Raw genomic sequence first — 20,012 nt, 5'->3', positions numbered from 1 at the left:
CGACCTACGACACCGAGACCGCCACGGCCCTCAAGGCACGGGTGACCACCCTCGCCGAGAAGCACCCCCTGTACCCCCGGCGGTGACGTAGGGGGGCAGGCGGGGGCCGCGTGGGGCCGCGTCTGCGTGGATCATGGTGTCGGCACGTCATCATGACAAGAAAGGCCGGCACCATGACCGACAGGCCCACCAGCGACGAGCACACCACCGACAGTCCAGCCACCGACAGTCCGGCTACCGACAGTCAAGCCACTGACAGCCAAGCCGTCGACGATCTCACCGTGGCGGTTCTGGGCACGGGCATCATGGGCGGCGCCATGGCGCGCAACCTCCTCACGTGCGGCCACACCGTGCGCGTGTGGAACCGCACCCGTGCCAAGGCCGAACCGCTCGCCGCCGACGGGGCCTTCGTCGCCGACACGCCCGCCGAGGCGGTGACGGGCGCGGATGTCGTCCTGACCATGCTGTACGACGGCCGCGCCGCTGTGGAGGTCATGCGCCAGGCCGCTGACCAGCTGCGTCCCGGCACCGTCTGGGCGCAGTCCACCACGGCCGGGATCGAGGCCGTGGGTGAGCTGGCCGCCTTCGCCCGTGAGCACGGTCTGGTCCTCTACGACGCGCCGGTGCTCGGCACCCGACAGCCCGCCGAGACAGGCCGGCTGACGGTGCTCGCGGCCGGGCCGGTGGAAGGCCGGGAGAAGGTGACACCCGTCTTCGACGCGGTCGGCGCGCGCACGGTGTGGACCGGTCAGGACGCGGCGGCCGCGACCGCGACCCGGCTGAAGCTGGTCGCCAACAGCTGGGTGCTCGCCGTCGTGAGCGCCGCGGGAGAGTCCCTGGCCCTCTCCAAGGCTCTCGGGGTGGACCCGCAGAGCTTCCTCGACCTGATCGAGGGCGGGCCGCTCGACATGGGGTACCTGCGGGCCAAGGCCGGACTCGTGCTGGAGGACAGGCTCACCCCGCCCCAGTTCGCGGTGGCGACGGCGGCCAAGGACGCCCGCCTGATCGTCGAGGCGGGGGAGCGGGGCGGTGTCCGCCTCGACGTGGCCGAGGCGACCGCGGAGCGCATGGAGCGCGCCGCGGCGAAGGGCCACGCCGACGAGGACATGGCGGCCGCCTACTTCGCCAGCTTCCAGGACCCGACGACCGCCTCTTGAACGTCCGGCGGGGCGTCCGGCGTCAGCCGACGAGCCGGCACGCGTCGCCCCGCCGGTCGTTCTCGCCCCGCACCGCCGCCTCGTGCGCCGACCGTGCGGCCATGAGGAGCGCGCGCCAGGAGGTGACGGTGGGGCGGCGGCGCAGCAGGGCGCGGCGCTCGCGCTCGGTCATGCCGCCCCAGATGCCCTTCTCGATACGGCTGTCGAGGGCATAGGCCAGGCATTCGGTGCGCACGGGGCAGGGGCGGCAGACTCCCTTCGCGTCCTGCTGGGCCGCCCCCTCGACGAACAGCGCGTCCGGGTCGAGGCTCCGGCACGCCCCTCGCTCGGCCCACGCGGTGCCGCCGCTGACCGTGGTTCGTGTGCTGTTGGCTCGCTCCATGACGGACAGCCAACCTCAAGGTTGCCTGTTTTCCCGAGGTGTTCACCACGATTGGCTGAACTCGTTCATACCCGGGAACTCTTGAGGCGGCCGATGCGTTCGCCCGCAGCATTGGAGTAGACCAATAAGTTCGCCGGTTCAAGTTTTCTCGCTCGGTAAGGATTTCCGCAGGTCAGATGTGGTGACACGGGAGCCTCTCGGGTGGCCTTCGGGTGGGTTTACGGCAAGTCACGTGTTGACAGGTTGAGTTGGTCTAGTCCAAATTGAGGCCCGGCATCACTCCGACCACTCAGGCATCAGAAACCTCAGAGCCGCTCATCTGCCGACGGCTGCACCGAAGGACCGAGCCTTGACCCACCGCATGCCGCTTCCCGCCGACTACTTGCACCGTGCCGCCACCGACGTCCCGTACTTCAGCGCGGACGGCGAGACCTACCTGGCGCGCACCCCGCTGCGCGACCTCCACAAGACGCGTGAGCTGCGCGTGCTCTCGCCGGACGACTTCGCCTTCTGGCAGAGGTACGGATACGTCGTCGTGAAAGAGGCGATACCCCGTTCGGCCGCCCGTGAACTGCTGGACTTCACCTGGGAGTTCCAGGGGCTGGACCCCGACCGCCCCGACACCTGGTACGAGGAGCGCGAGTTCCGCTCCGACCTCGACCGTGACCTGCACGTCTACGGATTCGTGGAGGCATACCACCACCAGCTGCTCTGGAACAGCCGCCAGACGCGGCGCGTGTACGACGCGTTCGTCGACGTCTGGGACGCCGAGGAGCTGTGGGTCACCCTCGACCGCCTCAACCTCAACCCGCCCAACGTCAAGAACCGCGACCGTGCCCTCATCGCCCCGACCGAACGCGGCTTCGACATCGAACTGCACTGGGACGTCGACACGTCACTGACCGTTCCGCCGCAGCGCGTCCAGGGGATCATCGCCCTCAACGACACGAGCCCCGAGACCGGCGGATTCCAATGCTGCCCCGAGCTCTTCCGCCGCTTCGACCGGTGGAAGGCGCTGCAGCCGGACGACCGCGACCCGATCCGCCCCCGCGTCGACCACGCCGACATGCCCGTCGTACGGCCCGAGTTGGCCGCCGGTGACCTGCTGATCTTCAACGGGATGCTCGCGCACGGCGTCGCCCCCAACACCTCACGCAACAGCGTCCGCGCCGTGCAGTACCTGTCGATGATGCCCGCCCTGCCGACCCATGAGACGCTGCGCCGCTCCCGCGTCGAGTCCTGGCGCACCCTGTCCACGCCGGACTGGAACGCCACTTTGCTCGGCGACGCCGACCGGCCCGAGGCCCAGCGCTACGGGACCGCCGAACTCACCGACCTCGGCGCCCGGCTCCTCGGCAGCGCCGACTGGGACGGCGACGCCGCGTCCCGTGAGGAGGAGTCATGGGCCGTATCTGCCTGACCCTTCCGACCAACAGGTCCTGTTCCCCGGCCATTTCGGCCATCGGCCAGGAGGCCGCGTACGCTGCCGACACCTTCGGCGCCGACGTGGAGCTGCTGATCCTCGACTCCAGCGACGCCGCGACACACGCCCGGCACGCCGCCGCCGTGAAGGCGCTGCCCCGCCACCCGCGCATCACCGTCCACCACCTCGACGAGGAGGACCAGCGTCAGTTCCTGCGCCGCGTCGTCCACGCCTGCGCGAACCCGGAACCCGACCGCATGCTCGACCTGCTCCTGCCGGACAGCGTCTCCTACGGCGCCTGCACCGACCGTGCGTTCCTCTACGCGGCCGCGCTCGGCTGCGACTCCGTGCACCGCAGGGACTCGGACAGCCGCTACCAGACACACCAGGGCGCGCCCGTCTTCCCCGTCCACCACGAACTGCGCACGCTGGGCCGCCCGGCCGCCGACGCCGCCCGCGCCGTCGACCGCACCGACCTCGACGACCGGCACATGGATCGGCCCGTGGCCATGACCGGAGCCTCCTTCGTCGGCGAACTCTCCGTCGACATCGCCGAGATGAAACGACTCGACCCCGCCACGTACACCGAGGTCGTCGGCCTGTGGGCGCCCGCCGACTGGAGCGCGCAACAGCGCCGTGAGCTCGCCGAGGAGTCGTTCCGCGGCAGCGGCGAGACCACGTTCACCGAAGACCGGTCGACGCTGTGCCTCGTCGACCCGATGCGCGTCGACATGTGCAACATCGCCTTCCACGCGGTGCACGAACGCGTGCCGCTGCCGCCCGCGACCGACACCATCGGCAGCGACTACTTCCTCATCCACCTCGTCCACGACGCCGAACTGCCCGGCGTGCTGCACAACCGCGACATCGTCAACTTCCACACCCCGCACCGCGGAACGGACACCGGATTCCTCGCCTATCAGAGGCGGTTCGTGAAGTTCCTGCTGTCGATGCTGTACTTCCACCACATCTACCGGCGAATGGCCCGCGCCGGTGGCGACGGACTGCTCGACGGGAACGGGCAGGTGCGCACCGACGTCGTCGCCGCCCTCGCCCGCGAGAGCGCCACGCTCGACCGGGCGGAGAACATCCGCAGGCTCGACACCGTCGACGCCGCCTACCGCCGCCTCGGCGGCCGCTGGCAGGAGTGCGCCCGACGGCTGAAGGCGCGACGCGGCCAACTGCTCGACGAGGCGCAGCGGGACATCGAGGACTTCGCCGCCCTCACCGAGGCATGGCCCTCGCTCGTCGGCGCGGCCCGCGCCACCCCCGTGTCCGTGCCGCACCTGGAGCCCGCCCGATGAGCGCCCGCACCGCGGCCCCGCCGCTGCGCGCCGCGCTCGCCGCCGCCACCGAGGACCGGCTCGTGTACGACCTGGCGGGCATCGCCGGGCAGTACGACATGCTGCGCCGCGAACTTCCGGGCGTGCGCGTCCGGTTCGCGCTCAAGGCATGCCCCGTCGACGACGTGCTCACCCATCTGGCCGGGCTCGGCGCCGGCGTCGACGCGGCGAGCCCCCAGGAGATCGAGCAGGCACTGCGCGCCGGAGTCCCGCTCGACCGCATCCACTACGGCAACACCGTCAAGTCCGACCGCGCCATCGCCCACGCCCGCCGGCTCGGTGTGCGCGACTACGCGACCGACAACGCCGAGGACGTCGCCGCGCTCGCCGCCCACGCGCCCGGCGCCCGTGTCTTCTGCCGCCTGGCGACCAGCGGGCGGGGCGCCCTGTGGGGGCTGAGCGAGAAGTTCGGCTGCCCCACGCAGGACGCCGTCGACGTCCTGACCGCGGCCCGTGCCGCCGGGCTCGTGCCCGCCGGGCTCTCCGTGCATGTCGGCTCCCAGCAGATGACGGCGGGTGCCTGGCGCGAAGCGTTCGACGACCTCGGCGCCGCCCTCGCCGCGTTGCGACGGCGCGGCATCGTCCTCGACCACGTCAACCTCGGCGGCGGCCTTCCCGCGCTGGGCTACGCCGACCGGCACGGCAGCCCCCTCGACCCGCCCCTCGACAAGATCTTCGCCGTCGTGCGCGAGGGCATGGCGCGGCTCAGGGCCGCCCACGGCGCCCCGCTCGCCTTCGTCATGGAACCCGGCAGGCACCTCGTCGCCGACCACGGCGCCATCCGCGCCCACGTGGTCCGCCTGGCCCGACGCCGCGCCGCGGACGGCCACCACCGCTACTGGCTCTACCTCAGCTGCGGCCGGTTCAACGGCCTGTACGAGACGGACGCCCTGCGCCACCCGCTCGTCTTCCCCGGCCACCACGACGCCGAGCACGTGCCCGCGGTCGTGGCGGGACCCACCTGCGACAGCGACGACACGTTCGCCTACCACGCGGAGACCGGCGAGGACCGCGGTCTGGTGCGCGTACCGAAGCGGCTCAGCTCCGGCGATCCCGTATGGGTGCTCAACACCGGTGCCTACGCGGTCAGTTACATGACCCAGGGGTTCAACGGCTTCGCGCCGCTGCCGCTGCACTGTGTGGGCGGTGGCGCGGTGACGGCGGCCGCGTCATGAGCGGCGGACCCCGGATACGGGGCGTCGCCGAGGGGGACTGGGCGGTGATCGGGGACCTGGAGTCGCAGGCGTACGCGCCGCTGGGGCTCTCCGAGGGGCCAGGGGCGCTGCGGAAGTACCAGCAGGCATCGCCGGACACGTGTTTCGTGGTCGACGTCGGCGGCGGGCGGGTCGCCGGCTACCTGATGGCGCTGCCGTTTCCCGAGGGCGGGTGGCCCGAACTGGGCCAGGGCGGCGGGGCTGCGGGGCGGCGGGGCGGCCGCGCTCCGTACGGCCCGCTCGCTCCGGACCCGTACAACCTCCATCTCCACGATGTGGTGATCGCACCGGAGCTGCGGCGCCGGGGGCTGGCCATGCGGCTCGTGCGCCACCTGGTGGGGATCGCACGCACGCGCGCGTACCGGAGCGTCTCCCTGGTCTCCGTGGGCGGGACGCAAGCCTTCTGGCGCGAGCGCGGCTTCACCGTCCGGCCGGACGTCGCGGCGCCCGGCGGGTACGGCAGCGACGCCGTCTACATGTCTCTTTCCCTGGCCGACGCGCCGATCGACGTACCGATCGACGTACCGACCGACGCGCCGATCGGCGAACTGACCGACGAACTGACCGACGAACTGAGTGGTGTCCGTGTCTGCAGTCCGTGATCCCTTCCGCCGCCACCAGTGGGCGGTGGCCGCGCTCTTCTGCACGCTCGGCTTCCAGTACGCGACCTGGGCCTCGCGCATCCCCGCCCTCAAAGCCGAACTAGGGCTCACGGCCGCCGAGGTGGGCGTGCTCCTGATGGCCGCCGGGATCGGCGCGGTCGTGTCCTTCCCCCTGGTCGAACCGCTCATGCGGCGCCTCGGTTCCCGGCGCCTCGCCCTGGCGTCGGCCCTGGGCCTGACCCTGCTGCTCTTCGCGCTCGCCGCCGCCCCCGACTATCCGCTGGCCCTGCTCGTCCTGTGCGTGGACGGCGTCCTCGTCGGCTGCCTCAACGTCGCCATGAACGCGCAGGGCGCCGCCCTGGAGGCCCGCTTCGAACGCACCACCATGGCCCGGCTGCACGCCACGTTCAGCGGCGGCTCCCTGCTCGCCGCGCTCCTCGCCTCCCGGATGAGCGCGCTCACCTCCTCGGTGCCCGCCCACTTCGCCGTCGCCGCCGCCGTCCTGCTCCTGCTGTCCGCGTACGCGTGGCCCGGACTCCTGAAGGAGGAAAAGGAGGAAAAGAAGGAGGAAGAGGGAGGGGGCGCGGGGCGGGAGAAGGCGACGGAGCGGGAGAGGACGACGAAGAGGCGGCGGACGTGGAAGCCGCCCACGCGCGTCGTCCTGTGGATGTGCTGCGCCATGGTCTTCGGCACCGTCACCGAAGGCGCCATGAACGACTGGTCCACGCTGTACCTGCGCGACGTCGCCCACGCCTCGCCGCAGCTCGCCCCGCTCGGCATCGCCGTCGTCTCCGGCATGATGCTGCTCGCCCGGATCTTCGCCGACAGCTGGCGCGGCCGCTGGGGCGACGGCAGGGTCGTGCGCGTCGGCAGCTCACTCGCCGCGGTCGGCCTGGCCGCGGCGTTGCTCAGCGGCGGTGTGCCGGCCGCCCTCGCCGGGTTCGCCTGCGTGGGCCTGGGCATGGCGGCGGTCACCCCGTGCGTGTACGTCGCCGCGGCCCGGCAGGGCTCCGACGCGCTGGCCCTCGTGGCGGCCATGGGCACCGCGGGGCTGCTCGCGGGGCCCCCGCTGATCGGATTCGTGGCGAACGCGAGCGGCCTCGCCCAGGGCTTGGGCGTGGTCGCCGCGGCGTCGGCCCTGGTGGCGCTGTGCGGCACCCGGATCCAGTGGGCGAAAGCGCCCGGTCGGGCGGCCCCGGAACCGGTCGCCGAGCCCGCCGCGGGCCAGTAGGCCACGGGCCGACCGCTGCTCCGGTCCTTCCCGTCAGCTGGAGGAGCCGGCCGAGGAACTCGCCGACGGGCTGGAGCCGGAGCCGAGCGCGGCGAGCGCGTCGCGCGCGGCCTTGGTCGCGCCGTCCGAGACGGTGGCGGCCGACGGGGCGCCCCTGGACTCGAAGTCGCTGCCGTTGTACGTCACCGTCACCAGCGCGTTGCCCTTACGGAAGGTCAGAACGGCCTCGCGGGTCTTCTGCTTGTCCTTGGTCGTCAGGTCCGTACGCAGCCGCGCCTCGTCGCCGATGCCCTGCACGGAGGCGCCGTTGCCGTCGCCCTGGTCGGTGAAGGTCTTCTCGGCGCGCTGGTCCGAGTCCTTCACCTCGAACGATACGTCGAGCCACCGGTAGTCGTAGCCCTTCAGGGCGCTCCACGCGCAGGCGCGGCGCACCGACGCGTCCGTCGCCGACAGCTCCTTGCCCGCCGTCTTCGCTCCCGGAACGAGTGACCGCACCGTCTTCGCGGTGACGGCCGAGCACGGGGCGGGCGGCTCGCCGTACGTCTTGGCGGCCACCGTGTCGCTCGGCGCGTCCGACTTCTGCGGACGGGACGTGTGGTCGTGGTCCGCGGCGGGCTTCGCCGCGGGGCCCTGTCCTGACCAGGCCCAGCCCACGCAGGCGAGCACGGTGACCGGCAGCAGGCGGGCGGCCAGGGCGACGGGGAAGGGGAGTGAACGCACGAGCTACGCCCTTTACGTCGGCGTGGGTGGGGCGAGACGTCAGTTTCACATGACTTGCCGTGCGGCGACAGAGTCAGTTGGGTCACCCCCGCGTCACACACCGGTGCCGGGCACTAGGATCCGCACGAACGCGCTGCGGGAAGCAGCGGAAGGCAGCAAGAGCCGAGGACGCGGACACCGGGTCCGCCGTGGTTGTTGGGGGTTGTCGTGGTAGCTGGTCGTGTGGTGCGTTTCGACGGAGCGCGCGGTTACGGGTTCGTCGCGCCGGACGACGGGGGTGAGGACGTCTTCCTGCACGTGAACGACCTTCTCGTGCCCGAGTCGTATCTGCGCACCGGGCTGCGTGTCGAGTTCGACATCGAGGAGGGTGACCGGGGCCCGAAGGCATCGTCGGTGCGTCTCGCCGACGGCGCGTCGGTGCCGGGGCGGCACGCCGCCGAGGGCGACGACGTGCTGTGCGACGTGCTGCGCGTCGACGAGTTCACCCACGAGATCACCGAGTTGCTGCTGCGTGCCGCGCCCTCGCTGACCGGAGAACAAATCCTGGCGATCCGCCGTGAACTGGTGCAGAACGGACGCAAGCACGGGTGGGTCGACAGCTGAGCCCCGCGCGGCCGGGGGCCGACCGGCCGGGTGCCCGCCTCGCCGCGATGTCAGCGCCATTCCACCGCCCGTTCACCTCCTCGGTGCGCGTTGTCACAGGCGCGTGCTCTCATGGAGGCATGATCGAGACAAAGGGAACCCACCCCACGACGACGGCGACCGGAAGCATCGACGACTTCCTGGCCCGGTACGTCACCGACCAGATGCTCACCGATGTCGAGCGGATCGTCCGCGCCGCGGCCGCCGCCGAGATCACACCCCGCTTCCGGCAACTGGACGCCGACGAGATCGTCCAGAAGGCCGGCCCCCACGACCTGGTGACCGTCGCCGACCGGCTCGCCGAGGAACACCTCACCCGAGAACTGACCGCCCTGCTGCCCGGCTCCGCCGTGGTCGGCGAGGAAGCGGTCCACGCCGACCCGGCGCGCTACGAGGCGATACGCGGCGCGGACCCGGTCTGGATCGTCGACCCGGTCGACGGCACCCGCCAGTTCGTCCACGGCGACCCGGGCTTCTGCACCCTCGTCGCCCTCGCGCTCGACGGCGTCGTCCTCGCCTCATGGACGTTCGCACCCGTGCTCGACGAGCTGGCCGTGGCCGTGCGCGGCGGCGGAGCCCGGCTGGACGGCCGGGTGCTGCGGCCGGGCGCTCCCGAGCCCGGCGCCGACCTGCGGATCGCCACCTCGCACCCCGACTACACGACCGACGAGCAGAAGCGCGCGCTGCTCGGCCTGCGCACCGACGGTGTCGCGCCCCGGCCCTGCGGCTCCGCGGGCCTGGAGTACCTGGCCGTGGCCCGGGGCGCGGTGGACGCCGTCGCGTTCAGCTGGGAACTGGCCTGGGACCACGCGGCGGGCCTGCTCCTGGTCGAGGAGGCGGGCGGCGCGCACCTGACCCGGGACGGCGTCCCGTTCGCCGTCACCGGCGGCAACACGCTGCCCTTCACCGCGGCGCGCGACGCCGCCACCGCACAGCGCGTGACCCAACTCCTCGCATAGGCCCCGGCCGCCGGTGGCCTCCGCGACCCGCGCCGGGACCTGTCGGTGGCCAGGCATATCCTGAGCGGACAGTGGCCATCGGCTGACGAAGGAGTCCGAAGGTGCCGTCGATGCTCGATGTCGTGGTGGTGGGAGCGGGGCCCAACGGGCTGACGGCCGCCGCCGAGCTCGCCAGACGCGGCTTCTCCGTGGCCCTGTTCGAGGCCCGGGCCACGGTGGGCGGCGGCGCCCGCACCGAGGAACTCACCCTCCCCGGCTTCCGTCACGACCCGTGCTCGGCCGCCCACCCGCTGGGCGTCAACTCCCCGGCGTTCCGGTCACTGCCACTGGAGCGGTACGGCCTGGAATGGGTCCACGCCGACCTGCCCATGGCCCACCCGTTCCCGGACGGCACCGCCGCCTTCCTGGCCCGGTCCGTCGGTGAGAGCGCCGCGTCGTTCGGGCCGCGCGACGCGGGGACGTACCGGCGGCTCGTCGAGAGGTTCCTGCCGCGCTGGGACACGCTCGTCGGCGACTTCATGACGCTGCCCCGCACATCCCTGCCGCGCGACCCGGTCACCCTCGCCCGGTTCGGCATCACGGGCCTGCCGCCGTCGACCTGGCTGATGCGCCGCTTCCGCGACGAGCGGGCCCCCGCCCTGTTCGCGGGGCTGGTCGCCCACGTCATCGCGCCGCTCGGCGGCTTCGCCACCTCCGCGATCGGCCTGGTCTTCGCACTCGCCGCGCACGCCCGCGGCTGGCCCTTCGCCCGCGGCGGCTCCCAGGCGATCTCGGACGCGCTCGCCGGGTACGTGAAGGACCTCGGCGCCGAGATCCACACCGACTTCGAGGTGAAGCGGCTCGACGACCTGCCGCCCGCCCGCGCCTACGTCTTCGACACCGCGCCCACCGCCCTCGCCCGGATCGCCGGCCTTGGCCGCTACTACGACCGGTTCCGTTACGGCGCGAGCGTCTTCAAGGTCGACTACGCGCTCGACGGGCCCGTGCCGTGGACCGCACAGGAGGCCCGGCGCGCGGGCACCGTGCAGGTCGGCCCGTACGCCGCCGACATCGGGGCCGCCCTGCACTCCGCCTCGCGCGACGGCCGCGCCCCCGAGGCCCCCTTCCTCATCACGACGCAGCCCAGCCTCGTCGACCCGACACGCGCCCCCGAGGGCAAGCACACGTTCTGGGCGTACGGGCACGTGCCCGGCGGCTGGGACGGCGACCTCACCGACGCGATCGAGCGGCAGATCGAGCGGTTCGCCCCCGGCTTCCGCGACCTGGTCCTCGCCCGCGCCACGGCGGGACCGCCACAACTCGCCGCGCGCAACGCCAACTACGTGGACGGCGACATCGCCTCCGGCGCGGTCAGCGGCCTCCAACTGCTCCTGCGCCCCAAGCTCTCCCTCTCCCCCTACACCACGCCCCACCCGGCGGTGTTCATCTGCTCCTCGTCGTCCCCGCCGGGCCCCGGCGTGCACGGCATGTCGGGCCACAACGCGGCGAAGGCCGTGTGGCGCAGGCTGCGCACGTCATGAGCGTCAGGACCGTCCTCGTACAGGGCGACATCACCGAACAGGACGTCGACGCGGTGGTCAACGCGGCCAACTCGTCGCTGCTCGGCGGCGGGGGAGTGGACGGCGCCATCCACCGTCGCGGCGGCCCGGAGATCCTCGCCGCCTGCCGAGAGCTGCGTGCCGGCCACTACGGCAAGGGCCTGTCGACCGGCAGGGCGGTGGCGACGACGGCCGGGCGTCTCCCGGCGCGGCACGTCATCCACACCGTCGGCCCCCGCTGGTCGAGCACCGAGGACCGCTCCGACCTGCTCGCCTCCTGCTATCGCGAGTCGCTGCGCGTGGCCGAAGACCTGGGCGCCCGGACGGTCGCCTTCCCCGCCATCTCCACCGGCATCTACGGATGGCCGCTGGAGGACGGGGCGCGGATCGCCGTGGCGACGGTCCGCGCAGCGCGCACATCGGCGGTCGAGGAGGTGCGGTTCGTGGTCTTCGACGAACGGGCCAGGGAGGCGTTCGCGCGGCAGCTGGACGCACAGGCCCGGAGCCGGGGACCTGCCACGTAGAGGTCGGATTCTCGCCAGCCACGCCGCTCACCATGGCCGATGCTTGAGCCATGCCCACCACGGAACAGGCACACGGCGGCGGCGCCCACCCACGAGGCAGCGCCCGGAACCCCTTCGCCACCACCGCGATGTACACCGACACCGAGCGGTGCGTACGAGCCGTGCAGGCCAAGGACACCCGCTTCGACGGCGTCTTCTTCACCGCCGTCCTGACCACCCGCGTCTACTGCAGGCCCGGCTGCCCGGCAGTCCCGCCCAAGCCGGCCAACATGGTCTTCCACGCCAGCGCCGCCGCCTGCCAGCAGGCCGGATTCCGCGCCTGCAAGCGGTGCCGCCCCGACAGCACCCCCGGCTCCCCGGAGTGGAACCGGCGCGCCGACCTCACCGCCCGCGCCATGCGGCTCATCGGCGACGGCGTCGTCGACCGCGAGGGCGTGCCGGGGCTCGCCCGCCGCCTCGGCTACAGCGCCCGGCAGATCGAGCGGCAGCTGAACGCGGAGCTCGGCGCCGGACCCCTCGCCCTCGCCCGCGCACAGCGCGCCCACACCGCGCGACTGCTCATCGAGACGACCGGACTGCCCCTGGCCGACGTGGCGTTCGCGGCCGGGTTCGCCTCCGTGCGCACCTTCAACGACACCGTTCGCGAAGTCTTCGCCCTCACCCCCGGCGAACTGCGCGCCCGGGCGCCCAAGGAGCGGGCGGGACGGACGGCCCGAAGCTCCCCGGCCCCCGGAGCCCTCACGCTCCGGCTCCCGTTCCGCGCGCCCCTCAACCCGGACAACCTCTTCGGGCACCTCGTGGCCACCGCCGTGCCCGGAGTGGAGGAGTGGCGCGACGGCGCGTACCGCCGCACCCTGCGCCTCCCGTACGGGCACGGCATCGTCGCCCTCACCCCGAACCCCGGCCACATCGGCTGCCGACTCACCCTCACCGACCAGCGCGACCTGACCGTCGCCATCAGCCGGTGCCGCCGCATGCTCGACCTCGACGCCGACCCGGTGGCCGTCGACGACCAGCTGCGCGCCGACGCCCAGCTGGCCCCGCTCGTCGACAAGGCGCCGGGACGCCGCGTGCCGCGCACCGTGGACGAGGCCGAGTTCGCCGTACGGGCCGTGCTCGGGCAGCAGGTCTCCACCGCCGCCGCCCGCACCCACGCCGCGCGCCTCGTTCTGGCCCACGGCGAACCGGTCGAGGACCCGGAAGGCGGCCTCACCCACCTGTTCCCGGCACCGGACGCACTGGCCGCGCTCGACCCCGAGTCCCTCGCCCTGCCGCGCGCCCGCCGTACCACCCTCACCACGCTCGTCCGCGAGCTGGCCGGCGGCACCCTGGCATTGGGCCCCGAGTCCGACTGGGACGAGGCCCGTGCCCGGCTCGCCGAACTGCCCGGGTTCGGCCCCTGGACCGTCGAGGTGATCGCCATGCGGGCCCTCGGTGACCCGGACGCGTTCCTCCCCACCGACCTCGGCATGCGGCGCGCCGCACGACACCTCGGCCTGCCGCACACCCCGGCGGCGCTGACGGCGCGGGCGGCGGCCTGGCGGCCGTGGCGGGCGTACGCCGTCCAGTACCTGTGGGCGACGGACAGCCACCCCATCAACTTCCTTCCCGCGTAAGGGTGTTCCTCATGAAATCCTCCGTCCGGCACACCGTCCTGGAGAGCCCCTGCGGCCCGCTCACCCTGATCGCCACCGACGGCACCCTCAGCGGCCTCTACATGACCGGCCAGCGCCACCGCCCCGCCGAAGAGACCTTCGGCGAGCGCGACGAACGCCCCTTCGGCGCGGCCATCGACCAGCTGAACGCCTACTTCCAGGGCGATTTGACGACCTTCGACCTGCCGCTGCACCTGCACGGCACCCCGTTCCAGCGCTCGGTGTGGCAGCGGCTCCGGAACATCCCGTACGGCGAGACACGCACGTACGGGGAGGTGGCCGAGGCGCTCGGCAAGCCGAACGCCTCCCGCGCGGTCGGCCTCGCCAACGGCAAGAACACCATCGGCGTCATCGTGCCCTGTCACCGGGTGATCGGCGCGAACGGCGGCCTCACCGGGTACGGCGGCGGCCTCGACCGCAAGCGCCGGCTGCTCGACTTCGAACAGAGGGCAGCCCTGTTCTAGCCGGTGATCTGCGCGAGCAGCCGTGGCAGCGCCGTGCCGATCGGCTCCCGTACGACCTCGTCGGCGACGTCGTCGTACGGGGTCGGCTCGGCGTTCACGATGACCAGGCGGGCACCGTGCTCCGCCGCCAGCCCGGCGAGCCCCGCAGCGGGCTGCACCTGGAGGCTGGAGCCCACCGCGAAGAACACCTGGCAGGCCTTGGTGATCGAGACGGCCTCGGCGAGCACCATCGGGTCGAGGCGCTCGCCGAACATCACGGTCGTCGACTTCAGGACGGAGCCGCACACCAGGCACGCCGGATCGTCCTCACCGGCCTCCACGCGCGCCACGGCCGCCTCCATCGGCCCCCGCTCGCCACACCCCGTGCACACGAACTGCCGCGCCGAACCGTGCAGTTCCAGCACCTTGCGGTCCGCCGTACCGGCCCGCTGGTGCAACCCGTCCACGTTCTGCGTGATGACCCGCACCGCAGCGCCCGACCGCTCGAGATCCACGATGGCCCGGTGCGCCGCGTTGGGCTCGGCCGTCAGGGCACGGCCCGCCCGCCGCACCTGCCAGGCGCGGCGCCGGATCTGCGGATCCTTCATGTAGTACTCGTACGTGACGAGCTTCTCGGCGTCCGGATCCTTGCGCCACACCCCGTCGGGCCCACGGTAGTCCGGGATCCCCGAGTCGGTGCTGATCCCGGCTCCGGTCAGGAACGCGACGAGCGGCTTGGCGGGCGTGGCGGAGGCGGTCATGCCCCGAGCGTAGGTCAGCCGGTGGCCTCCGCGTCCACCGGTTTAGGCACCAGGAACGAGGCGAACAGCGCCGCCATGATGAGCACCAGGCCCGCCACGACACCGGCGCTGTAGCCACCGGTCGAGGAGCCGCCGGACGGCGCGACCGCGGTCATCGCCGCGTAGAGGATCACGAAGCTCAGGCCCGCGCCGAGGTTGAAGCAGCCCGCGTTCAGGCCCGGCAGGAAGCCCGGGTTCTCCTTCGGCGAGAGCAGGATGCCCAGACCGTTGAGCATGATGTTGACCGTGCCCGCGTACGCGGCGCCCAGCAGGACCGACACGGTCAACAGCAGCGCGCGCGAGTCCGTCTGCAGTGCGATCAGGGCCAGTACCACCGTGCCGATGGTCATGACCAGGCCGATGCGCAGAATCCGGCCGTAGCCGACCGAGGCCGCCAGCCGGCCGGCGAGCGGCCCCATGGCCAGGCCCGCGAGCGCGTACGGCGTCAGCGTCCACCACGTCGACCCTTCGGCGCCCATGCCGAGTCCGGCACCCGAGTCCTGCGCGAACGCGGGCAGCAGGCCGTTCATGATGGCGAAGACGCCGGTCATGGTGAGGACCGTGGCCAGCAGGATCGACCAGGTGCCGCGCCGCTTGAGCAGGTGAGTGGTGACCAGCGGGTGTGCCGAGCGGGACTCGGTGCGCCAGAACGCCCAGAAGGCGACCACGGCGAGGGCCGTCAGGGCGACGGTGAGCGGCCAGTTCGCGTCGCCGAGCTTGCCTGCCTCGTTGAGGGCGGTCAGCAGCGCGCCGACGGAGACGACGAGCAGGGCGACGCCGACCCAGTCCATGCGCGGCCGCTCCTCGGCCCGCGACTCCGGCGCCAGGAACCGCACCAGCAGCGTCGCGACGACGGCGAACGCGGCCATGACCCAGAAGATCGAGGCATAGCCGTGGTGGTCGGCGAGCCAGCCGCCCGCGAACGAGTCGACGCCCGCGATGCCGCCGTTGACGGCGGTCACGACGCCCATGAGGGTGCCGTACTTCTTCGGGTCCGGGACCTCGACGCGCAGCATGATCAGGGCCAGCGGGATGGTGGGGCCCGACGCGCCCTGCACGACACGGCCGACGGCGAGCATCTCGACGTTGCCGGCGAGTGCGGAGACCACACACCCGACGGCCATCAGGGCCATCATCCCGGCGAGCACCCGGCGACGGCCGACCAGGTCGCCGAGGCGGGGCAGGAACAGCGAGAACAGCGCGGCGGCAGTGAAGAACGCCGTCTGGGTGACGCCGACGGACGAGGCGCTGGTGTGCAGCTCGTCGGCCATCGTGCTCAGCGCGGGGCTGAGCATCGAGGCGTTGAGCTGGAAGGCGAAGCTGGCCGCGAGCAGCGCGGCCATCAGGGCGCCGACGCGCGCGGTGCGCCCCGAGAGGGGGCCGTCGGTCGACGTGTGGGGGGAGGTGACGACGTTCATGCTGCGAAATCTCCGGAGTCGGTGGGGTCTCCGATGCGGACGAGCGCGTCCGCGGCCAGCTCCCGGAAGGGGCCGTGGTCCAGGCCGACGGCGACCCGCGTGCGGCAGTCGGCGGGCGCGGGGGAGCGCGGGCCGGCCACCGTCATGCCGTGCGTGAGCGGCATCGCTAGGGCGTCGTCGTGCCCCGGACCACAGTCGAGGATGATCTTCCCTGCCAACGTCTGGAGCCCCTTTGCTCAGGTTCGGAAAACTGTCCTGTGCAAAGGTCGCCCCGCGCCGCACAGCTTGTCAACGCGCGTAGACAGTCGATTGCCCCACATTTCCGGACAGGGTGGGTGCTTACCCGACGATCTCCCCGTTCTCCAGCTCCACCGTGCCCCGCCCGGCCGCCAGCACCTCCAGCGCGGCGTGCACACGGCGGCCCAGCGCCCCAGGCAGCAGCACGGTCAGCTCCTGCCTGGGCGCGAAACGCCAGGACAGCAGCTCCTCCTCCTGCAAGCGGATCGCCGCGTGCCGGTGGGCGGGCAGTACGCCGCCGTCGTAGAGGTAGGCCACCAGCGGGGGCCGTGCGTTCCCCGGTACCCAGTCGACCGCGAGGAGCCGGCCGGGCCGGATGTCCAGGCCGATCTCCTCCAGCGTCTCGCGCCGCGCGCCCTGCCGGGGCGTCTCGCCCTCGTCCGACTCGACGGTGCCGCCGGGCAGCGCCCACCCGTCCCGGTAGTTCGGCTCCACGAGCAGCACCCGCCCCTCCTCGTCGCGCAGCAGCACGGCGGTGGCTGCGAGGACGCGGGGGAGCCCGGCGATGTACGTGGCGAAGTCTTGGACGGCCATCGGGCCAGCGTAGTCGGGGCGGCGGCAGGGCCGTTGACTCAGGAGCCGGCCAAGGCCACCGTGCGCGCGGCCAGGTCGGTGACGCGTGCCCCGTCGAAGCCGAGGACCGCGCTGCGCACCCGGTCCTCCAGGGGCTCTGTCCAGCACGCGGGGATGGCCGCCGCCCCGCACAGGACGCCCGCGACCGACCCGGCCGTCGCCCCGGAGGAGTCGGTGTCCAGGCCGCCGCGGACCGTGAGCGCGAGCGTCCGCGTGAAGTCCCCGTCCCCGTACAGCAGCCCGGCCGTGATCACGGCGGCGTTCGGGACCGTATGGATCCAGCCGAGCCCCGCGGTCTCCCGCTCGACCGTGGCGAGCGTCTCCTGCCACGGCAGGCCCGCGTCGTGCAGGCAGACCGTACGGCGCACGGTGCGAGCCAGGCGGCTGCTCGCCGGGATCACCACGAGCGCCTCCTCTACCGCGGCGCGCGGCCCGGCGGCCGTGAAGGCGGCGGCGATCAGGGCCGCCGCCCACATCGCGCCGTAGACGCCGTTCCCGGTGTGGGAGAGGACGGCGTCGCGGCGGGCGAGCGCGGCGGCGCGGCGCGGGGCGCCCGGGGACGTCCAGCCGAAGACGTCGGCACGGATCAGCGCGCCGATCCACTCCTGGTAGGGGTTGTCGTACGTCGCCGTGAGCGGCGGCTTGAGGCCGCTCACGAGGTTGCGGTAGGCCGCCCGCTCCGCCGTGAACGTCTGCAGATACGGCAGGCAGGACAGCCACACCTCGCCGACCTGCTCCGTCGTGAACGCGAAGCCGTGCGTCTCGAGCAGGTGGAGGCCGAGGATCGCGTAGTCCACGTCGTCGTCCCGGCAGCTGCCGTGCACCCGGCCGCGCACGCACGCCCGCCACTCGGGGCGCAGCGCCGCCGCGATCTCGTCGGTGGGCGGCTCGGGCAGGTAGTCGGTCAGCGGCAGGGCGTCGGCGCGGCGCAGATAGCCGTCGATGCGCTCGCGCGTCCACACCTCGCCCTGCTCGACCGGTTTGCCGAGCATGTTCCCGGCGATCCGGCCGAGCCAGCCGCCGAGCACCCGGTCGCCGAGGCCCTGTCGCACATTCGGCATCTCTTGCTCAACTCTCGTCCTGGCCTCGGGACTTGGCGGCCCGGCGCAGCCGGGGGTGGAGGGTCGGCGACTGTTCGGTGATGGCGTCGCCGACCATCGCCTTGACCGCGTCCCGCAGGCCGTGCAGCGCGTGGGCGCGGGACGGCCCGGCGCCCGGGTCCTTGCGCAACTCCTTGAGGAGTGCCCAGCACAGCGCCAGCATCACCACGACGAACGGCAGAGCCACCAGGATCGTCGCGCTCTGCAGCGAGTCGAGGCCGCCCGCCACCAGCAGCACCGCCGCGACCGCCGCCATCAGCACGCCCCACATCACCACGAGCCAGGTCTTCGGGTGCAGCGCACCGCGGCTGGTCAGCGAGCCCATCACCAGGGACGCCGAGTCGGCGCTTGTGACGAAGTACGTCATGACGAGGATCATCGCCACCCAGGAGGTGACCGTGCCGACGGGCAGCCCGTCCAGCATCGAGAAGAGCGCGGACTCCGGACCCTGGGCGATCTTCGAGGCCATGTCGATCCGGCCGGTGGCGTCCAGCCGGATGCCGGAGCCGCCCATCACGCAGAACCACACCACGGTCGCCCCGCTCGGCACGAGCAGCACCCCGATCAGGAACTCACGGATACGGCGGCCGTGCGAGATGCGCGCGATGAACGTGCCGACGAACGGCGCCCACGACAGCCACCACGCCCAGTAGAAGATCGTCCACGTGCCGAGCCAGTCGCCGGACGTGAAGGCGCCCGCACGCGAGGCCATCGGCAGGATCTCGTTGAGGAAACCGCCGACGCTCTCCGGGACCGAGTCGAGGATGTAGACGGTCGGGCCGAGGACGAAGACGAAGGCCGCCAGGCACGCGGCGAGCACGATGTTGATCGTGCTCAGCCACTTCACCCCCCGGTGCAGGCCGGAGAAGGCCGAGCAGACGAAGGCCGAGCCGAGGATGAGGATGATGAGCAGCTGGACCGTCTTGGTGTTGTCGAGCCCGGTGGTCAGGCCGAGGCCGGTGGCGACCTGGAGCGCGCCGATGCCGAGGCTCGTCGCCGTGCCGAAGACGGTCGCGAAGACGGCCAGCAGGTCGATGATCCGCCCCGGCCAGCCCGCCGCCCGCCGCTCGCCGATCAGCGGTACGAAGACCGAGCTGAGCCGGTTGCCGCGGCCCTTGCGGTAGCCCGCGTAGGCGAGTGCGAGGCCGACCACGCCGTAGATCGCCCACGGCGTGAACGTCCAGTGGAAGAAGGAGTACTCCATCGCCACCAGTGCCGAGCCGCCGGTCTGCGGCTGCGCGCCGGTGCCGGGCGGCGGCTTGAAGTAGTGGGTGAGCGGCTCCCCGACTCCGTAGAACATCAGGCCGATGCCCATGCCCGCGCTGAACATCATCGCGATCCACGCCAGGTTGGTGAACTCCGGTTCGTCGTCGTCGCGGCCGAGCCGGATCCGGCCGAAGCGGCTGAGCATGAGGACGACGCACAGCACGAGGAAGGCGTCGGCCGCGACCACGAACAGCCAGGCGAAGTTGTTCAGTACCCACGTGAGGGCGGTGGCGGAGGCGCTGGAGAAGGAGTCCTTGCCGATGGCCGCCCACGCCACCATCGCGAGGACCGCGACCACGCCGATGCCGATGACCTTGAAGTCCGGGCTGTCGTCCGTGCCCGGCGGGCCCCCTGGTCCTGGCGGGGGAGCGCCGTGCCCGTCGGAGGAAGGCTGATCGATCGTTTCGGTGCTCATGGCGCACCACTATGTACGGTTAAAGACATGTTTTTCCGGGGGGCGCGCCGTCCCGTGGGTCGGACGGCCATGGGCAGCGAGCCCCTCCTGCGGTTAAGGTCGCAGCGGCGCGACTGCCTTGACACGAGCAAGGCCCGAAGAGCAAGGGGAGAGCAAGGTGGCGGACGCTGCACAGCCCGCGCGGCACGTACTGGTCGCGGCGGACAAGTTCAAGGGCTCGCTGACCGCGGTCCAGGTCGCCGAGCGCGTGACGGCGGGACTGCACCGGGTGGCGCCCGAGGTCACGGTCGAGTCCGTACCGGTCGCCGAC

21 protein-coding genes are annotated in these 20,012 nt (G+C 72.5%); 13 read left to right on the top strand and 8 right to left on the bottom strand.

All coding sequences use genetic code 11. The annotated features are described in order from the left end of the window. Positions 1-173 precede the first annotated feature (173 nt). On the top strand, positions 174-1,157 hold the full coding sequence (locus OFY01_RS03280; RefSeq protein ID WP_266596094.1) for an NAD(P)-dependent oxidoreductase: 984 nt from the start codon (positions 174-176) through the stop codon (positions 1,155-1,157). A gap of 22 nt (positions 1,158-1,179) precedes the next feature. Here OFY01_RS03280 and OFY01_RS03275 read toward each other — a convergent pair whose 3' ends face one another. Then, a complete protein-coding gene (locus tag OFY01_RS03275) occupies positions 1,180-1,539 on the bottom strand; it encodes a WhiB family transcriptional regulator (protein ID WP_266596092.1) in 360 nt (119 codons plus the stop codon). Positions 1,540-1,900: 361 nt separating this feature from the next. Here OFY01_RS03275 and OFY01_RS03270 point away from each other — a divergent pair, with 361 nt between their 5' ends. The 5 genes from OFY01_RS03270 to OFY01_RS03250 are packed head-to-tail and all read left to right on the top strand — an operon-like array spanning position 1,901 to position 7,352. Continuing rightward, positions 1,901-2,959, top strand: coding sequence for a phytanoyl-CoA dioxygenase family protein (locus OFY01_RS03270; protein WP_266596102.1), 1,059 nt, complete (start codon positions 1,901-1,903; stop codon positions 2,957-2,959). Then, positions 2,941-4,266 (top strand): DUF6271 family protein, encoded by a 1,326-nt coding sequence (locus tag OFY01_RS03265; RefSeq protein ID WP_266596091.1) that lies wholly within the window; start codon positions 2,941-2,943, stop codon positions 4,264-4,266. Before OFY01_RS03270 ends, OFY01_RS03265 begins: the two co-directional genes overlap by 19 nt. Then, positions 4,263-5,480 carry a type III PLP-dependent enzyme gene (locus OFY01_RS03260; protein WP_266596090.1) on the top strand — a complete coding sequence of 406 codons (1,218 nt, stop codon included), beginning with the start codon at positions 4,263-4,265 and terminating at the stop codon, positions 5,478-5,480. The genes OFY01_RS03265 and OFY01_RS03260 overlap by 4 nt, the downstream gene beginning before the upstream one ends. Beyond that, complete coding sequence (locus tag OFY01_RS03255) at positions 5,477-6,121, top strand: GNAT family N-acetyltransferase (protein WP_266596089.1); 645 nt, start codon at positions 5,477-5,479, stop codon at positions 6,119-6,121. Before OFY01_RS03260 ends, OFY01_RS03255 begins: the two co-directional genes overlap by 4 nt. Beyond that, positions 6,105-7,352, top strand: coding sequence for an MFS transporter (locus OFY01_RS03250; RefSeq protein WP_266596088.1), 1,248 nt, complete (start codon positions 6,105-6,107; stop codon positions 7,350-7,352). Before OFY01_RS03255 ends, OFY01_RS03250 begins: the two co-directional genes overlap by 17 nt. Before the next feature lie 33 nt (positions 7,353-7,385). Here the strand turns inward: OFY01_RS03250 and OFY01_RS03245 are convergent, their stop codons facing one another. Beyond that, on the bottom strand, positions 7,386-8,072 hold the full coding sequence (locus OFY01_RS03245; RefSeq protein WP_266596087.1) for a hypothetical protein: 687 nt from the start codon (positions 8,070-8,072) through the stop codon (positions 7,386-7,388). A gap of 222 nt (positions 8,073-8,294) precedes the next feature. On the opposite strand from OFY01_RS03245, the gene OFY01_RS03240 reads away from it, so the two are divergent. The 6 genes from OFY01_RS03240 to OFY01_RS03215 all read left to right on the top strand — a co-directional run bounded on the left by OFY01_RS03240 (position 8,295) and on the right by OFY01_RS03215 (position 13,854). Then, the gene (locus tag OFY01_RS03240; protein WP_266596086.1) at positions 8,295-8,675 is read left to right on the top strand and encodes a cold-shock protein; all 381 of its coding nucleotides are present in this window, start codon (positions 8,295-8,297) and stop codon (positions 8,673-8,675) included. Between the two features lie 119 nt (positions 8,676-8,794). Continuing rightward, complete coding sequence (locus tag OFY01_RS03235) at positions 8,795-9,673, top strand: inositol monophosphatase family protein (protein WP_266596085.1); 879 nt, start codon at positions 8,795-8,797, stop codon at positions 9,671-9,673. Positions 9,674-9,783: 110 nt separating this feature from the next. Further along, positions 9,784-11,193: a phytoene desaturase family protein gene (locus OFY01_RS03230; RefSeq protein ID WP_266596100.1), complete on the top strand. Its 1,410-nt coding sequence runs from the start codon at positions 9,784-9,786 to the stop codon at positions 11,191-11,193. Continuing rightward, complete coding sequence (locus tag OFY01_RS03225; protein ID WP_266596084.1) at positions 11,190-11,735, top strand: O-acetyl-ADP-ribose deacetylase; 546 nt, start codon at positions 11,190-11,192, stop codon at positions 11,733-11,735. Before OFY01_RS03230 ends, OFY01_RS03225 begins: the two co-directional genes overlap by 4 nt. Positions 11,736-11,863: 128 nt before the next feature. Next, the gene (locus OFY01_RS03220; RefSeq protein WP_266596098.1) at positions 11,864-13,351 is read left to right on the top strand and encodes an AlkA N-terminal domain-containing protein; all 1,488 of its coding nucleotides are present in this window, start codon (positions 11,864-11,866) and stop codon (positions 13,349-13,351) included. An 11-nt stretch (positions 13,352-13,362) separates the two neighbouring features. After that, positions 13,363-13,854, top strand: a complete 492-nt coding sequence (locus OFY01_RS03215) for a methylated-DNA--[protein]-cysteine S-methyltransferase (protein WP_266596083.1) — start codon at positions 13,363-13,365, stop codon at positions 13,852-13,854. Here the strand turns inward: OFY01_RS03215 and OFY01_RS03210 are convergent. From OFY01_RS03210 to OFY01_RS03185, 6 genes are all read right to left on the bottom strand, one after another. Further along, complete coding sequence (locus tag OFY01_RS03210) at positions 13,851-14,594, bottom strand: SIR2 family NAD-dependent protein deacylase (protein ID WP_266596082.1); 744 nt, start codon at positions 14,592-14,594, stop codon at positions 13,851-13,853. The genes OFY01_RS03215 and OFY01_RS03210 overlap by 4 nt on opposite strands. Before the next feature lie 14 nt (positions 14,595-14,608). Further along, on the bottom strand, positions 14,609-16,051 hold the full coding sequence (gene uriT, locus OFY01_RS03205; RefSeq protein WP_266596081.1) for a uridine transporter UriT: 1,443 nt from the start codon (positions 16,049-16,051) through the stop codon (positions 14,609-14,611). Next, positions 16,048-16,269, bottom strand: a complete 222-nt coding sequence (locus OFY01_RS03200; protein WP_323135469.1) for a hypothetical protein — start codon at positions 16,267-16,269, stop codon at positions 16,048-16,050. The genes uriT and OFY01_RS03200 overlap by 4 nt, the downstream gene beginning before the upstream one ends. Before the next feature lie 121 nt (positions 16,270-16,390). Further along, positions 16,391-16,882 (bottom strand): NUDIX domain-containing protein, encoded by a 492-nt coding sequence (locus tag OFY01_RS03195; protein ID WP_266596080.1) that lies wholly within the window; start codon positions 16,880-16,882, stop codon positions 16,391-16,393. Positions 16,883-16,920: 38 nt separating this feature from the next. After that, positions 16,921-17,982 carry an ADP-ribosylglycohydrolase family protein gene (locus OFY01_RS03190; protein WP_266596079.1) on the bottom strand — a complete coding sequence of 354 codons (1,062 nt, stop codon included), beginning with the start codon at positions 17,980-17,982 and terminating at the stop codon, positions 16,921-16,923. Between the two features lie 7 nt (positions 17,983-17,989). Beyond that, on the bottom strand, positions 17,990-19,702 hold the full coding sequence (locus tag OFY01_RS03185; RefSeq protein WP_266596078.1) for a BCCT family transporter: 1,713 nt from the start codon (positions 19,700-19,702) through the stop codon (positions 17,990-17,992). A gap of 157 nt (positions 19,703-19,859) precedes the next feature. Here OFY01_RS03185 and OFY01_RS03180 point away from each other — a divergent pair. Next, on the top strand, positions 19,860-20,012 hold a 153-nt coding region (locus tag OFY01_RS03180), incomplete at its 3' end, for a glycerate kinase (protein WP_266596096.1).

The sequence above is a fragment of the Streptomyces beihaiensis genome (assembly GCF_026274175.1).
GTDB classification, from domain to species: Bacteria; Actinomycetota; Actinomycetes; order Streptomycetales; family Streptomycetaceae; genus Streptomyces; species Streptomyces beihaiensis.
The sequence above is the reverse complement of the archived record's forward strand: the minus strand, read 5'-3'. Positions and strand labels throughout refer to the sequence as shown.

Coding starts and splice junctions, on each gene's coding strand:
- OFY01_RS03255 (WP_266596089.1), top strand. CDS start 5,477: ATGAGCGGCGGACCCCGGATACGGGGCGTCGCCGAGGGGGACTGGGCG.
- OFY01_RS03215 (WP_266596083.1), top strand. CDS start 13,363: ATGAAATCCTCCGTCCGGCACACCGTCCTGGAGAGCCCCTGCGGCCCG.
- uriT (WP_266596081.1), bottom strand. CDS start 16,051: ATGAACGTCGTCACCTCCCCCCACACGTCGACCGACGGCCCCCTCTCG.
- OFY01_RS03280 (WP_266596094.1), top strand. CDS start 174: ATGACCGACAGGCCCACCAGCGACGAGCACACCACCGACAGTCCAGCC.
- OFY01_RS03190 (WP_266596079.1), bottom strand. CDS start 17,982: ATGCCGAATGTGCGACAGGGCCTCGGCGACCGGGTGCTCGGCGGCTGG.
- OFY01_RS03235 (WP_266596085.1), top strand. CDS start 8,795: ATGATCGAGACAAAGGGAACCCACCCCACGACGACGGCGACCGGAAGC.
- OFY01_RS03260 (WP_266596090.1), top strand. CDS start 4,263: ATGAGCGCCCGCACCGCGGCCCCGCCGCTGCGCGCCGCGCTCGCCGCC.
- OFY01_RS03210 (WP_266596082.1), bottom strand. CDS start 14,594: ATGACCGCCTCCGCCACGCCCGCCAAGCCGCTCGTCGCGTTCCTGACC.
- OFY01_RS03275 (WP_266596092.1), bottom strand. CDS start 1,539: ATGGAGCGAGCCAACAGCACACGAACCACGGTCAGCGGCGGCACCGCG.
- OFY01_RS03265 (WP_266596091.1), top strand. CDS start 2,941: ATGGGCCGTATCTGCCTGACCCTTCCGACCAACAGGTCCTGTTCCCCG.
- OFY01_RS03195 (WP_266596080.1), bottom strand. CDS start 16,882: ATGGCCGTCCAAGACTTCGCCACGTACATCGCCGGGCTCCCCCGCGTC.
- OFY01_RS03185 (WP_266596078.1), bottom strand. CDS start 19,702: ATGAGCACCGAAACGATCGATCAGCCTTCCTCCGACGGGCACGGCGCT.
- OFY01_RS03230 (WP_266596100.1), top strand. CDS start 9,784: ATGCTCGATGTCGTGGTGGTGGGAGCGGGGCCCAACGGGCTGACGGCC.
- OFY01_RS03270 (WP_266596102.1), top strand. CDS start 1,901: ATGCCGCTTCCCGCCGACTACTTGCACCGTGCCGCCACCGACGTCCCG.
- OFY01_RS03220 (WP_266596098.1), top strand. CDS start 11,864: ATGTACACCGACACCGAGCGGTGCGTACGAGCCGTGCAGGCCAAGGAC.
- OFY01_RS03225 (WP_266596084.1), top strand. CDS start 11,190: ATGAGCGTCAGGACCGTCCTCGTACAGGGCGACATCACCGAACAGGAC.